The sequence below is a fragment of the Psychrobacter sp. SHUES1 genome, from assembly GCF_001652315.1.
GTDB classification, from domain to species: Bacteria; Pseudomonadota; Gammaproteobacteria; order Pseudomonadales; family Moraxellaceae; genus Psychrobacter; species Psychrobacter faecalis.
Map to the genome: position 1 here is coordinate 17,847 of NZ_LXWA01000029.1, position 13,871 is coordinate 31,717.

Consider the following 13,871-nt stretch of genomic DNA (forward strand, 5'->3'; position numbering starts at 1 on the left):
TCTAAGATGTTTTTTTAACGAATGTTTTCGTTTCATCATATTTTAATTTATTATCGTTTTGCTTGATAAGGGACTAACCCCCATGCTTAGCTACTACCCCGCCAGCGCAGTCAGCACGCCCGACGGACAAGTCAATGTTTTGCAAATTACCGATTTGCACTTATCCTCCCACGTGCCTGCGGCGGCTGACGAAACCAGTAGTGAAGTAGCGGTTTGCCAATACAATTTTGAGGCGATTATCAAGCAAGCGTTGAGCGCAGAGCGGCGCTGCGATTTGATTCTCGTGACAGGCGATTTGGTCAATAAAGTACAAGCAGAGATTTACGATCATATTTTTGACGTATTGCAAGCAACGGGTATTCCTTTTGCTTGTATCGCCGGTAACCATGACGTTACCGATGAAAACAACAGTGAGTTGCCATTTTTTCAGCGTGAACTGATTGCCAGACCCGCGGACAGACGCTTATTGAACCGTCATGTTATCGAAACCGACCATTGGCAGTTGTTGTTAATAGACTCTTCGGTGACAGGCAAGGTAGAAGGTGAAGTGACGCTAAGCGACATTGATTGGCTCTGTGAGCAGCTAGAGACATGCGCGAAGCCTGCGCTTATTGCGCTGCACCATCATGTGATAGCGGTCGATTCAGACTGGATTGATCAGCATATGGTGGAAAACGCCGATATTTTTTGGCAACGGCTGGCAACATTTGAGCATCTTAAAGTCATTATTAGCGGGCATACCCACCAAGAGCAAGTCCGCCATCGGCAAGGAGTTACCGTCTACAGTACGCCCTCTACCTGCTATCAGTTTAAGCCTTTTGAAGATGATTTCGCTTATGATAAAAGAGCCCTTCCCGGCTATCGCTGGTTGCAATTAGCCAACAATGGAGAGGTTGCAAGCTGGGTTGAAAGACTAGATACTTGACAACCAGTTTTATTGGCAAAAATTTGGCTAGTATTTAGCTAGTATAATACCGCCAGAGTGTGTATGTTATAGGGCTAGCTAAAATTACTGGTTATAGACAGCCACAGCGTGATTGCTAATACTAGCAACCTAACCGTAAAGCTAAAAATGATAAATAAGTTATATCATAAATAAGGTAAAAAATGAGAACGGTCTATATTTAGACAAGATTATAATAGCTAGGACGGCTAAATTGACCACAAGCTAAGTTTCCACAGTCAGTGATTTGTAGCTTTATTTAATGGCTAGCATTTAAATAAAAAGATTGATAACAATATACCTGACCATTGATAATCGATAAATCGCTAGCAGGATATCGAAATAACCGTATGTTTAGATCAGCTGTGTTACTTGTGTCACTAAGTGGTAAAACGCATATAAAAGAAGCCATTTATAGCGTTTGGTAAATTGATAACGTCTTGTCTGTCGATAGGTCGTTTTATTGAATTAATTTGAAAAAGTAGGATACCCATATGAGCACCCTGACCCCAAACCCAAATCCAAGTGATGTAAAGTTCACCCCCTATGCGCCTGCCGAAAACGAAGAATACATGTCGGATGAGCAATTGGCGCACTTTAAAGCCATTTTATTAGATTGGAAGCATCAATTGATTGGCGAAGCAGATCGTACCAAGACTTATATCCAAGATGAGTCCAGTGCCATGCCTGATATCAATGACCGCGCCACTCAAGAAGAAGAGTTTGCCCTAACCTTGCGTACGCGCGACCGCGAACGTAAGCTGATTCGCAAAATTGATAAATCTATCGCTGAAATTGAAAACGAGGATTATGGATTTTGTGAAACTTGTGGCGTCGAGATTGGCCTGCGTCGTCTTGAAGCGCGTCCAACCGCGACCCAGTGCATTGACTGTAAAACTTTGTCTGAGATTAAAGAGCGTCAAAACCAAGGCGCTTAAATCCAGCCAATTTAACAGTCATTAATCATGTAAATACAAATACGAGCGACCATTCATTGGTCGCTCGTTGCGTTTTACGGCGTTATTTTTTATTAAATAGCTTTTAGTGGTTGACACGGCACCAACAAAATACGCATATTTAGCAAATATCTTTTTGGCATCGATTTACTTATTCTATCTATTTCTACTTTAGCTAAGTGTCTATTTTGAAAACATCTGCTACCTCTATGGCAAACACGCCTATTAATCTTACTCTGCCCCAACCTATTGGCCGTTTTGCGCCGTCACCAACCGGTGAGCTGCATCTTGGTTCCTTAACCACCGCGCTTGCCAGCTTTTGTCATATTAAATCTCTTGGTGGCAAATGGCTACTGCGTATCGAAGACACCGATACCGAGCGCTGTGATCGACAGTTTACCGAGCAGATTTTGATGGATTTAGAAGTGCTTGGGCTGCACTGGGATGGCGATGTCATCTACCAATCTGAGCGCCTTGATATTTATAATGATTATTTATCTTCAAGCTTATATCCGCTGACTTACGGCTGTCAATGCTCGCGTAAAAGCCTTGAGCGTTATTGGCAGCAAAAAGCGATGGGAGAAAGCATAGACGCAGAGCAGGCACAGGAAAAACTGCTGAACAGGCAACGCTATCCGCGCTGTTGTCTAAATGCCAATCTTGATAAAGAAAAAAACAAACTGCGTATACAGCTACCAGATTACCGTATCGGCTTTAAAGATGGTATTCAAGGTGTGCAATGGAGCAATCCGCAGCAAAGCTTGGGAGATATGGTGGTGCGTCGCCAAGACGTCATGATCAACTATATTTTGGCTGCTAGCCTCGATGATGGCTTGCAAGGTGTGACGCATATTATGCGTGGCTTGGACATTTTACCGATGACCACCGCGCAAATTAGCATTATGCATGCAGCGCATTTGCCAGCCATCGATCATTGGTATCATTTGCCATTGATATGCAGTCCTGACGGTCAAAAGCTCTCTAAACAAAACCTTGCCCAGCCAATTGATACCCGTGACCCAAGTCATCTAATTGCCCATGCTTTGCAGCTATTACAGCAGCCTACCGTTGATAGAGACACGCCGACAAACATGCTAAAGCAAGCAATTGCACAATGGGATAACTCACCGCTAAAAAACATGCAGTCTTTAAATATGCCTGATATTTAATAACAGAGTTCTAAACCCTCAACAGAAAAAACGCCGCTATGAGCGACGTTTTTTTATAGTGAATAATTAGAATGCCGTAAACACTCTAATCATTAAATGACTTAGTAATAACGGCATTGGCTCTTTTCAATCTCAGGGCTTTCTTTATAAATCTTTAGCAGTACCGCGACCATCACCAAGCTAATCAGCATCGATGAGCCGCCATAACTGAAAAATGGCATGGTCAACCCTTTGGTTGGAATCGCGCCCATATTCATTGCCGCATTAATAATCGTCTGCGCAATAAACACCACCGCGATACCAAAAGCGGTATAGCTCATGCGCATTTGCCGACGTTTTAGGGCATTATAACTGATGCGCATCGCACTTCCGATAATCAGCGCCTCAAAGATGAGAATCATCGTGACTCCAACAAAGCCCAATTCTTCACCGGTAATAGCTAGTAGAAAATCCGTATGCGCCTCTGGTAAATGCGACAGTTTTTGCACGCTTTCGCCGTAGCCGACGCCAGTAAACTGTCCGCGACCAAAGGCAATTAAGCTACGTGCTAGCTGATAATCAGTGTCTTGTACATCGTCAAAAGGGTCCAAAAACGACATCACCCGTACCAGTCGGTATTGTACGGTCGCCACCATTAATACAGCACCGCCAACGGCCACAGCGCCGAGCGCGATAAACTGCTTATAAGGCGCGCCGGCAATATAAAAGATGGCAAAGACCGTCCCAATAATAACCACAAACGAGCCAAAATCTGGCTGCGCGAGCAACAGAACGGTGATTAATCCAACCACGATGGCTATGCGTAAAAACCCATCCCAACCGTTACGTACCTCAAATGAGCGCCGTACAACAAAGTCTGAGACAAAGATAATCATCACCAATTTGGCAAGCTCTGCGACCTGAAAATTAAAACCACCGAGCGTGAGCCAACGTTTTGAGCCATTAATAGGCGTACTAAATAAAGTGGCAAATAACAATAACCCCGTGATGGCCAAGAGCATAAACTGGGTTTCGGTTTTATAAAGCCTTTTTAGCGTTACCGCTTTATAAGAAATACCAGCGATAACCAGCCCAATCGCCATGTATAAAAGCTGATTATAAAAGAAATGCAGCTCGCTCATGCCGCGACTAAGGGCAAACGGGATAGAAGCAGAAGCCACCATCAATAAGCTGAGCACCAACATACAGCCGACGCTTGCTAATAAAATGGCGCGCGCTGAGGGCATGGAGAGAACGCCATCTGAGCCAGTAGCTCGCGGCGATTGAGAGTTTGATCGAAAAAAAGAAGAGAGCGCCATAATTTTATATACACTAGCAAACGAGAAAACACGGCGTTATGAAACGCCACCGTTTAAAAAAATGAAGTTGATTTTATCCAATAGATAATAGCAGACAGCAAAGCGGTGACAAACCCCGATTGTTAATCGTTTAGCTTGTCAGTATTAATAGTACAGTGGTTAGCAACATGAATAGCAACGATGGTTTGCAAATCGTTTGTCGTCCGCTTTATTACCTAGTTGACAGTAGCAGCAATTTATAAGCAAAACAATCATTTATCAAAAAACGCCTGCCATTTTATAACGCTAAGCCCAACCGCTTAAAACCTAATGCTCATACTACCTCAAATCAAGAAGTCTTATCAGGTAACAAGATACCTTATGACGCCTTGTCTAACTGGTTAACCAGCTGACTAAAGTACTTGCCGCGTTCCGCAAAGCCACTAAACTGATCGAAACTGGCACAAGCTGGCGACAAGAGCACCGCTTGTACTTGCGATAAACTGCTTTTTGTGACTTGCTGTATCGTCGCAAAAGCGCCCTCTAGCGTTTGACATTGATGCATATAGACATCATCGTCGTTGATACCAGCGGCGCGTAAATGTTGCTCAATTTGCTGGCTATCTTCGCCAATAAACAGTACTTGGCTGACGTATTGATTGATAAATGGCGTTAATTCGCCAAATTGCTGACCTTTACCTTGGCCACCTAAAATTAATAACAGCTTACCGTCTTTAGGTGCATATACCGCTCCTAAGCCCTCGACTGCCGCCATAGTTGAGCCAATATTGGTACCTTTAGAATCGTTAAAATAATCAATCCCATCGACCGTAGCCACATATTCGCAGCGATGCTCAAGTCCTGTAAAGTTCTGCAAAGTAGTGAGCATACTATCAAGCGGTAAACCGGCAAGCTCACCCAAAGCCAAAGCCGCTTGCGCATTGAGTAAATTGTGCCGACCTTTGATACGCAGTTTGTCTGCCGACAGCAAACGCTCTGTCCCGCGGGCCAAATACGTCTGCCCTTCTGAGTCGGTAATCAGTCCATATTGACCTTTGTCAGGAGCGTGAATGCCCGTGCTTAAGCGTGGCAAATTATCAGCCACTAGCGGGCGCGTCAAGGCATCTTCGCGATTGATAACCACTGACTTGGCGCCTTGAAAAATGCGATGCTTGGCTTGATGGTAGCCGAGCATATCGCCATGGCGGTCTAGGTGGTCAGGCGACATGTTCAGTACCGTTGCCACTTGCGCGCCTAAATTGGTTACGGTCTCTAACTGGAAACTTGATAGCTCGAGAACTGCCAACTCCATCTCGGTATTGGACAGTAACGTCAGTGCTGGCACGCCAATATTGCCGCCTACGCCAACATTGACCCCAGCATCGGCGGCCATTTGTCCAACCAAGGTGGTGACGGTACTTTTAGCGTTAGAGCCTGTAATCGCAACAATCGGTACGCGGCACGCTTCACAAAATAGCTGAATGTCACTGACAACGGGAATATTAGCCTCTCGCGCCGCAGCAACCGCTGGGGTTTTTAAGGAGATACCTGGGCTGATGATAATGCGAGCCGCTTGTTGCAATAAATCGGCATCTATCGCGCCAAACTGGCGAATATCAACAGCAGCAGGCAATTGGTTTGCTAAAGTGGGATTGACTTGATTGTCGGTGACAGCGACTTGGTAACCTTGCTTGGTCAAATACTGCGCAACCGACAGCCCCGACTGCCCCAAACCGACCACGACTTGTAAACCACTGCCCTTATGAAGTAAGGCTTCTGTTGCGGTGTTAGTGGTCATATCTATTCCTTTTATCTATTAAACTAACAAAATTGTATCAAGCATCTTGGCTTTATCAATAGTATTGATAATGGCTTTTTATAGTGGGCTTTACGCTAAACGTCAGGGCTACAACTAATCTCAGCCGTTTTTAGCAAGTCTGAACCAGCTTGAACCAGTATGAGTAAGCTGCTGTGGATGATGAGCATCATAAAGCCATTGCCACAATTTCGGTACTGGTTTTTTGAGGCTTTGTGTTATTATGCGCCTGTTTTTATATTGCACCGCTAATGCTATAATAGCCGCCTTAATAAGAACCGCTACGATAGTAAGCGCTCTTTAACCAAATCTTTAATTTAGCATTTTAGTTTAGCATGTTGTCACCTTTATCGCGCCATTGTCATCGTCCTGCAGTTATGTTTTTTATGCTGAGGTGGATATGACAGGCAACCGCTGCCCCATATTTTGGCGTTTTGTCTGACAAAAGACGTATCTTCTTCCGCCGTATTTCACGGCAAACACTTATTCATGTTTTTAAGAGCTGTTATCCTAATGATTAAGGGTAACGGTTTGTGCGATACCGCTATAAAGGTCGATAACCGTTAGTCTCGATACAATCATTTTAGGGTGACGCTTTATTGCTCGATCATAAATGGTTGTTTTTTTTGCCTCTAACCCTATACAGTTTACTTATGACATCTTTTTTTGGCAGTTTGCGTGAAGAGTGGTTTTCCAATATTCGCGGTGATACGTTATCAGGTTTAGTGGTCGCACTGGCCTTGATTCCAGAAGCGATTGCCTTTTCTATTATCGCTGGTGTCGACCCAAAAGTCGGTTTATATGCTTCATTTTGCATCGCCGTGGTCATCAGTTTTGTCGGTGGACGTCCGGGTATGATTTCGGCGGCGACCGGCGCGATGGCACTGGTGATGGTTGATTTGGTCGCCGAGCACGGGCTGCAGTACTTGCTTGCCGCTACGTTACTTTGCGGCGTCATTCAAATCATTATGGGTATTTTAAAACTTGGTAACTTGATGCGCTTTGTGTCGCGCTCGGTGGTCATCGGTTTTGTCAATGCGCTGGCGATTTTAATCTTTGCCGCTCAGTTGCCTGAGCTGAACCCGATGACTGAGCGCGTCGGCATGACGGTTTATATCATGACGGCGGCAGGCCTTGCGATTATTTACTTATTTCCGCTGCTCCCTAAAATCGGACGCGTGATTCCCTCACCGCTGATTTGTATCGTTGGTTTGACTGCGGTTGCCATGTATATGAATCTTGATATTCGTAACGTCGGTAGCATGGGCGATTTGCCCGATTCTTTACCGGTGTTTTTATTACCTGACATTCCGCTTAACTTTGAGACCCTAGTCATTATCGCGCCTTATTCTATCGCGCTTGCCATCGTAGGTTTATTAGAATCTATGATGACCGCGACCATCGTCGATGAGTTGACCGATACGCCCAGTGATAAAAACCGCGAATGCCGTGGTCAGGGTATGGCCAACGTCGTATCAGGCTTCTTTGGCGGTATGGCAGGCTGCGCGATGATTGGGCAATCAATGATTAACGTCAAATCTGGCGGCCGTACGCGTTTATCAACGCTTATTGCTGGCGTGGTGCTACTCATCTTAGTGGTATTTTTAAGTGAGTGGGTCAGCCAAATTCCGATGGCGGCATTGGTAGCGGTGATGATTATGGTTTCTATCGGTACCTTTAATTGGCAATCTATTCGAGAATTTAAAACCCACCCACTGTCCTTTAATATCGTTATGCTGGCGACCGTGATAACCACTGTTTTTACCCATAACTTAGCGTACGGCGTTGGTGTCGGCGTGCTACTTTCAGCATTGGCGTTTGCCAATAAAATCGGGCAATTCTTAACGGTCTTTAGTGAGTATGATGACAGTAGCAATACGCGTTATTACTACGTGCAAGGACAGGTTTTCTTTGCGTCAACGACGCAGTTTTTGCAAAGCTTTGATACCAAAGAAGCGTTAGACAGCGTACAAATCGATGTTAGCCACGCCCACTTTTGGGACGTCAGTGCCGTCGACACCTTAGACAAACTGGTCATGCGTTTGCAGCGCGAAGGTATTGATGTCAAAGTGGTCGGACTCAACAGCGCCAGCCGCACCCTTATCGATCGCTTTTCGATTCATGATCGCCGAGATATTGGACTGTTAGATTAAACAAAACGGTAGTGGTGTTATCAAGCTGAGCGCAATAATGTCTTTATTGTTCAGCAATTATATTGGTATATAAAATCAGGCTCGCGGCTTAAAGGCACTCCTTTAAACCGCGAGCCTGTGTTTTTATTATTGAGATATGTGGTGCCCTTATGAGTAATTTGAAGCCAGATAGTGTGATTGCTTGCTTGGACTGCCCCAATCATGTGCAAGCGGTATTGGATGCCAGTATGTGGGCCTCTATTCGTCTGCAAGCACCTATTGGTCTGCTGCATTCTGTACCAAGTTTGCAACAAAAAGCTGCCGTTGATTATTCCGGTTGTCTCAATGTTGACGATGAAAATGTCTTGCTAGACCAATTTACCGCAAAAGAGCATTTGAGCAATAGCGAGCTAAAAGCCCAAGGTAAATTGCTGCTGCATCAAGCCAGCACATACTGCGAGCAGCAACATCATAAGCTAAAAACCTATACTCTGCATCGCCATGAAAGCCTGAGTGACAGTATTGATTATGTCGATGACAAGGCACAATTAATGGTCATCGGTCATCATGTGACTTGCAAATCAACCTTGAGTCAGCTGATACGTTTGAGTCACTGCCCCATTTTGGTGACCCATGCACCATTTTTGCCCCCAACGACGGCATTATTTGCTTTTGATAACAGTCCAACTTCGCATAAACTGCTCAGTTGGCTGTGTAAAACGCCGCTTATTCGGGCGTTGACCGTACATATCGTCATGGTTGCCAAAGAAAACTCAGAAAACTGCGATGCACTGCGGGAAGCCTATGCGCGCCTTAAACAAGCGGGTATCAAATGTAAAAAAGCCTTACTCGACTGCCGTGATGTCACTGCTGCCTTAAATTACTATCAAAGCAAAAATGATATTGGGCTGCTGATGACCGGCGCCTTTGGGCAACCGCGTTTGCTTGAGCTGCTAAAAGGTAGCGAAACTAAAAAACTACTTGGTAGCACCAAAACTCCATATTTACTCTTCCCCAAAGCTTAAAACCTTCCTTTTATGTATAAACTTTTGATTTTAAACGCTATTATTCATAATGGCGTTTTTAATAATCGACGTTTTTACAATGCTTATGCGCTTACTTTTCTCCTATCTCTTCCCATTTTTCTTATCAAACCTCTTATCAAATCGTCACATGAAATAAAGTGATAGCCTCCCCAAGCGCTTAAAAAGTTGGTTATAATAAAGTGTTTATTCTCCCAACGTTAAAGGTTGATAGCTCCAACTTATATCCATAAAAACAGTGTTATCGTTGCGATATAGGCAAGAGTCTTTGTCACTATCTTGGTTATTTTTAAGCAAATGCGCCCAACTCTACCAACCCCCTTGAGTAGGTTTGGCACAATTCTTGAACTATTTACCATGAGCCTGACAATAATACGAGCCAGCAAACGGTCTCTATTAACCTGCGACATCATCTATATAAGGATTTTTTTATGAAGCTAATCACTGCGATCTTAAAACCGTTTAAGCTCGATGATGTGCGCGAAGCGCTTTCTGACATCGGTGTAAAGGGTGTCACCGTCACCGAGGTCAAGGGTTTTGGTCGTCAAAAAGGTCATACCGAGCTCTATCGCGGCGCTGAATACGTGGTGGACTTTTTACCTAAGGTGAAAGTTGAGGTAGCAGTGATGGATGAGATGGTCGAGCCTGCTATCGAAGCCATTACGCGCATTGCCAGTACCGGCAAAATCGGTGACGGCAAGATATTTGTGACCAATCTTGAACAAGTCATTCGTATTCGTACGGGTGAGACAGGTCCTGACGCTATTTAATAGTTAAGAATAATTAAGCGCTAGACCACTTATAAACACAGATTTATAGGTCATCTCGATCACTGTATTGCATCTATTCAAGGGGGAATTAATATGCAAAATCAAATCTTTGAGCTCCAGTACGCGCTAGATACGTTTTATTTTTTAATCTGTGGCGCGCTAGTCATGTGGATGGCCGCTGGCTTCACCATGTTAGAAGCTGGACTGGTACGCTCAAAAAACACCGTCGAAATCCTCACCAAAAATATCGCCCTCTTTGCCACCGCCTGTACTCTGTATATGATCTGCGGTTATGCCATTATGTACGATGGTAATCTGTTTTTAAGCGGTATTGCTGGCAACGATGCCTTAAACAATACGTTAGTAGCCGATGCCTTAGCGAGCTCAGCTAAAAATGGCTTTAATGGCGATGCGGTATACTCGGCGGCTTCTGATTTCTTCTTTCAAGTTGTGTTCGTCGCTACCTGCATGTCTATCGTTTCAGGCACAGTGGCTGAGCGTATGAAGCTATGGTCTTTTTTGCTGTTTGCTGTCGTTATGACCGGATTTATCTATCCATTAGAAGGCAGCTGGACGTGGGGCGGTAAAGCCGTATTCGGCTTATTTAGCCTTGGCGATTTGGGATTTTCTGATTTTGCCGGTTCAGGTATCGTGCATATGGCAGGAGCAGCAGCGGCGTTATCAGGAGTTCTGCTTTTAGGGGCGCGTAAAGGTAAATATGGACCTAACGGTGAGATACGGGCAATTCCCGGCGCCAATTTACCTTTAGCGGCGCTTGGTACGCTTATCTTGTGGATGGGTTGGCTTGGGTTTAACGGCGGCTCCGTGCTTAAACTTGGCGATATCACCAGTGCCAATGCCGTTGCTATGGTGTTTTTAAATACCAACGCTGCCGCTGCGGGTGGGGCGATTGGCGCGCTTATTATCGCGCGCATCATTTTTGGTAAAGCAGATTTGACCATGCTATTAAATGGTGCATTAGCGGGTCTGGTCGCCATCACTGCCGAACCGTCCACCCCGTCGGCGCTGCAAGCAACGTTATTTGGCATGACAGCAGGCGTTATTGTGGTCATATCAATCCTTGCATTAGATAAAATAAAAATCGATGACCCAGTCGGTGCTATCTCTGTACATGGGGTGTGCGGCTTGTTCGGTCTGATGCTAGTGCCATTGACCAACCAAAATGCTACTTTGCTCGGTCAAATTGCTGGTGCAGCAACCATCTTTACTTGGGTGTTTATCAGTAGCTTGCTTGTTTGGAGCATTATTAAAGTCGTAATGGGCCTGCGTATCTCTGAAGAAGAGGAATATCAGGGCGCAGATATTGCAGAATGTGGTATGGAAGCCTATCCAGAGTTTATAAGGTAAAAAGTATTTAAGAGGGTTTTATTGTTGATTTGCTAATCATCGATAAAACCCTTTTAATAAAAACCTATCCCATTAAAAATCCCGCAAAACCTTTCGGTCTTGCGGGATTATTTATTCTTTAACACTATAGTCTTTAACCGTTTATCTTTTTATAATGCCCAGTCTAGCAACTGAACTTTATAGAGTAAGATTATATTGGCTTATTTCTTTTTCCACGTTTGGCTACGTGAAAATGGACCGATATACCCTTTTAGTTTTAAAGTACTGCCGCTTAGATTGGCGGTCATACGATAGTCTTTACCTTTTTCAGGGTCGGTGATTGTACCGCCACTATATTTACCACCACCGTCAGCCTTTAGGCCTTTGATGATAGTTGTACCAATATGTTTCTTACCTTTAGCTGAGTTGGTATCAACCAAGGTACCAGTTAGGACACCATTAGATTCAGTAATTTTAACTAAACCTTTTGGCTTACCTTCATCATAAGTCTGCCAAGTGGTGTTATGTAATGGGTCAGCGGCAAATGCCATGCTTGCCATACTGATACCAGCAACTGCTAAAGTGGTTTTTGTGAATAATTTCATAAATTGACTCCCTTCATTTAATGATTACTAGAAACGTTGCGTTTCTAATGTCTTCGCTTATCCTTTTATCAACATTCTTTTATTGCAAACCCTTCGATCCTACGCTCATTTTAAGCAAGTAACCTTCATTAATATGCTATTAAATGCTACTAATGATTGGTTTGACAGAGAAATCTCGATCGACATAAGCGATGTCTTGACCCATTATAAGCAATTTTTAGATTTTGCCTAGTAATTTTTTTATAGTTTATTATTTCTCTAAAATCAAAAGCATATCAAACAGTTATAGAAACGGATTGTCTATAATTTTACCCGATTGGTCATCTTTTTGTTTTGACTTATCCTCAAAACTACTATATCGATTGCGGTTTTCAAATGCCAGCATAATTTTGCTCGTTAGCTCGTGTAGTTGCTGTGCCTGCTCATATCCAGCTTCGTCAAAGACTAGATTAATGTCGCCATAAATGATAATTTTATCTTCTTGGTTTTCAATAACCAAATCGCCAATTTGCATACTTTCATGATTATTCATAAAGGGTTCAATCATTTGAGCTTCCTCTACCTTAACAGCAATTTACGTGATTTTGCAATACTGTGAGAATATGGTGATATTTAGACGCCTTATGCTTTTAATTGTGCCATGAGCCAATCGATAATAGCCAGCACAAATAACATCCAAGTGGGCTCTTCTGGTGAGTCTTCGGGTAAATCTGAGCTGTCACCTGCTTTTAACGGCAGATCAAACGCGCGCGCTTTGGTTTGAGCATCTAATACGGGCAACACGTCGATGCCAATCTTGGCGGTTAATTGATCCAGACTAATCACTTCTATACGCTCTGATTCATCATTGGGCGCATAATACACGCCTGCTTGGTTGCTGGCTGGAATATAGACCGCTTTAAAAAAATGACTGGGCACCAGTACACGATTCGCCAGTTGTTTGGTCTTTTTATTCGTAAACGCCACCCCAGTAATGGTATAAACTTCACCGTATTGCTGGGTCAAATAGCGCGTGGCTGACTCGATATTACGCCAAATATAGCGATTATTGCGCGGCGATTGCGGCGCGATGTTGGCAAGGCTAAAGCTATCGTATTGCTGACTGCGATTGGCCATATTACCATTGGGCGCTAAATGCCCGCGATCATAACCTGAGCCTGAGTAATCGGACAGTTTGGCGCGCATGGATTTTGGCAGGCGGCTTTCTTCATGAAAGCTGTCTTCACGATCAATCTGTTTGGCTTGCTGCAAGCGCTTACGGTCGAGATATTCTGCTGACCACAGCGGGGTACGTGATACGCCTGAGTGCATGACAGCAAAACCGTCCATACATAGCGCTTGGGTGTTGTTGCTGAGCTTAGGATTGGTGAATTCAGGATAGACGCCACCATAAAAAGACTGGCTACATTGACTTAAATCTTCCGCGTGTGCAGCCGATATTCCTATTAAGACCGTGAATACGGTCATTATGGTGTTATTGTTAAACTGTGCTTTATCTTTAAAAAAACTTATCATGCCACTTCCAACCATCTATGCCTGCCATTCGGTAGGCGTTATCCTAGCAGGCCGTTAGTAATAAAGAAAGATGCTGCGCAGGCCGTGACATTTTAAATGCTATCCGCTATACTTAGGCAGCCAAAAATCTTGGTCTTACAAAAAACGGTGAAGTGGGTGAGTGGCTGAAACCGCACGCCTGGAAAGTGTGTATACGTTCATAGCGTATCGAGGGTTCGAATCCCTCCTTCACCGCCAATCTTATTCTGCTCAATCAAAGCCCGCAGTTTTCCTATCTTTTTCTACTTTTTCACAAACT

At 44.1% G+C, this 13,871-nt stretch carries 12 protein-coding genes and 1 tRNA gene; 8 read left to right on the forward strand and 5 right to left on the reverse strand.

Translation table 11 applies throughout. From position 1 onward, the window contains the following. Positions 1 to 82: 82 nt before the first annotated feature. The 3 genes from A7325_RS02320 (at position 83) to gluQRS (ending at position 3,068) form a co-directional block, all read left to right on the forward strand. Positions 83 to 925 (forward strand): metallophosphoesterase, encoded by an 843-nt coding sequence (locus A7325_RS02320; protein ID WP_068404272.1) that lies wholly within the window; start codon positions 83 to 85, stop codon positions 923 to 925. Between the two features lie 512 nt (positions 926 to 1,437). Further along, complete coding sequence (dksA, locus tag A7325_RS02325) at positions 1,438 to 1,881, forward strand: RNA polymerase-binding protein DksA (protein WP_068404274.1); 444 nt, start codon at positions 1,438 to 1,440, stop codon at positions 1,879 to 1,881. A 227-nt stretch (positions 1,882 to 2,108) separates the two neighbouring features. After that, complete coding sequence (gene gluQRS / locus A7325_RS02330) at positions 2,109 to 3,068, forward strand: tRNA glutamyl-Q(34) synthetase GluQRS (RefSeq protein ID WP_068404276.1); 960 nt, start codon at positions 2,109 to 2,111, stop codon at positions 3,066 to 3,068. 101 nt (positions 3,069 to 3,169) lie between these two features. On the opposite strand, the gene A7325_RS02335 is transcribed toward gluQRS, so the two are convergent. Further along, a complete protein-coding gene (locus A7325_RS02335; protein WP_068404278.1) occupies positions 3,170 to 4,294 on the reverse strand; it encodes an FtsW/RodA/SpoVE family cell cycle protein in 1,125 nt (374 codons plus the stop codon). A gap of 430 nt (positions 4,295 to 4,724) precedes the next feature. After that, positions 4,725 to 6,143, reverse strand: a complete 1,419-nt coding sequence (gene murD, locus A7325_RS02340; RefSeq protein WP_068404280.1) for a UDP-N-acetylmuramoyl-L-alanine--D-glutamate ligase — start codon at positions 6,141 to 6,143, stop codon at positions 4,725 to 4,727. Between the two features lie 671 nt (positions 6,144 to 6,814). On the opposite strand from murD, the gene A7325_RS02345 reads away from it, so the two are divergent. From A7325_RS02345 to A7325_RS02360, 4 genes are all read left to right on the forward strand, one after another. After that, on the forward strand, positions 6,815 to 8,314 hold the full coding sequence (locus A7325_RS02345; protein WP_068404316.1) for a SulP family inorganic anion transporter: 1,500 nt from the start codon (positions 6,815 to 6,817) through the stop codon (positions 8,312 to 8,314). Positions 8,315 to 8,463: 149 nt separating this feature from the next. Next, positions 8,464 to 9,318, forward strand: a complete 855-nt coding sequence (locus A7325_RS02350) for a universal stress protein (protein ID WP_068404282.1) — start codon at positions 8,464 to 8,466, stop codon at positions 9,316 to 9,318. A gap of 449 nt (positions 9,319 to 9,767) precedes the next feature. Next, positions 9,768 to 10,106 (forward strand): P-II family nitrogen regulator, encoded by a 339-nt coding sequence (locus A7325_RS02355; protein ID WP_011514651.1) that lies wholly within the window; start codon positions 9,768 to 9,770, stop codon positions 10,104 to 10,106. Between the two features lie 93 nt (positions 10,107 to 10,199). Beyond that, a complete protein-coding gene (locus A7325_RS02360; RefSeq protein WP_068404284.1) occupies positions 10,200 to 11,474 on the forward strand; it encodes an ammonium transporter in 1,275 nt (424 codons plus the stop codon). Between the two features lie 200 nt (positions 11,475 to 11,674). Here the strand turns inward: A7325_RS02360 and A7325_RS02365 are convergent, their stop codons facing one another. The 3 genes from A7325_RS02365 to A7325_RS02375 all read right to left on the reverse strand — a co-directional run bounded on the left by A7325_RS02365 (position 11,675) and on the right by A7325_RS02375 (position 13,573). After that, positions 11,675 to 12,058, reverse strand: coding sequence for a DUF2147 domain-containing protein (locus A7325_RS02365; protein ID WP_068404286.1), 384 nt, complete (start codon positions 12,056 to 12,058; stop codon positions 11,675 to 11,677). Between the two features lie 283 nt (positions 12,059 to 12,341). Beyond that, positions 12,342 to 12,605 carry a hypothetical protein gene (locus A7325_RS02370; RefSeq protein WP_068404288.1) on the reverse strand — a complete coding sequence of 88 codons (264 nt, stop codon included), beginning with the start codon at positions 12,603 to 12,605 and terminating at the stop codon, positions 12,342 to 12,344. Positions 12,606 to 12,679: 74 nt separating this feature from the next. After that, on the reverse strand, positions 12,680 to 13,573 hold the full coding sequence (locus A7325_RS02375) for a DNA/RNA non-specific endonuclease (protein WP_227514923.1): 894 nt from the start codon (positions 13,571 to 13,573) through the stop codon (positions 12,680 to 12,682). A gap of 146 nt (positions 13,574 to 13,719) precedes the next feature. On the opposite strand from A7325_RS02375, the gene A7325_RS02380 reads away from it, so the two are divergent. Then, positions 13,720 to 13,810: transfer RNA gene (locus A7325_RS02380), tRNA-Ser, on the forward strand. The last annotated feature ends 61 nt before the right edge of the window (positions 13,811 to 13,871 follow it).

Excerpts from the sequence above, each read along its gene's own strand:
- A7325_RS02320 (WP_068404272.1), top strand. The coding sequence starts at position 83 with ATGCTTAGCTACTACCCCGCCAGCGCAGTCAGCACGCCCGACGGACAA.
- dksA (WP_068404274.1), top strand. The coding sequence starts at position 1,438 with ATGAGCACCCTGACCCCAAACCCAAATCCAAGTGATGTAAAGTTCACC.
- gluQRS (WP_068404276.1), top strand. The coding sequence starts at position 2,109 with ATGGCAAACACGCCTATTAATCTTACTCTGCCCCAACCTATTGGCCGT.
- A7325_RS02335 (WP_068404278.1), bottom strand. The coding sequence starts at position 4,294 with ATGCCCTCAGCGCGCGCCATTTTATTAGCAAGCGTCGGCTGTATGTTG.
- murD (WP_068404280.1), bottom strand. The coding sequence starts at position 6,143 with ATGACCACTAACACCGCAACAGAAGCCTTACTTCATAAGGGCAGTGGT.
- A7325_RS02345 (WP_068404316.1), top strand. The coding sequence starts at position 6,815 with ATGACATCTTTTTTTGGCAGTTTGCGTGAAGAGTGGTTTTCCAATATT.
- A7325_RS02350 (WP_068404282.1), top strand. The coding sequence starts at position 8,464 with ATGAGTAATTTGAAGCCAGATAGTGTGATTGCTTGCTTGGACTGCCCC.
- A7325_RS02355 (WP_011514651.1), top strand. The coding sequence starts at position 9,768 with ATGAAGCTAATCACTGCGATCTTAAAACCGTTTAAGCTCGATGATGTG.
- A7325_RS02360 (WP_068404284.1), top strand. The coding sequence starts at position 10,200 with ATGCAAAATCAAATCTTTGAGCTCCAGTACGCGCTAGATACGTTTTAT.
- A7325_RS02365 (WP_068404286.1), bottom strand. The coding sequence starts at position 12,058 with ATGAAATTATTCACAAAAACCACTTTAGCAGTTGCTGGTATCAGTATG.
- A7325_RS02370 (WP_068404288.1), bottom strand. The coding sequence starts at position 12,605 with ATGATTGAACCCTTTATGAATAATCATGAAAGTATGCAAATTGGCGAT.
- A7325_RS02375 (WP_227514923.1), bottom strand. The coding sequence starts at position 13,573 with ATGATAAGTTTTTTTAAAGATAAAGCACAGTTTAACAATAACACCATA.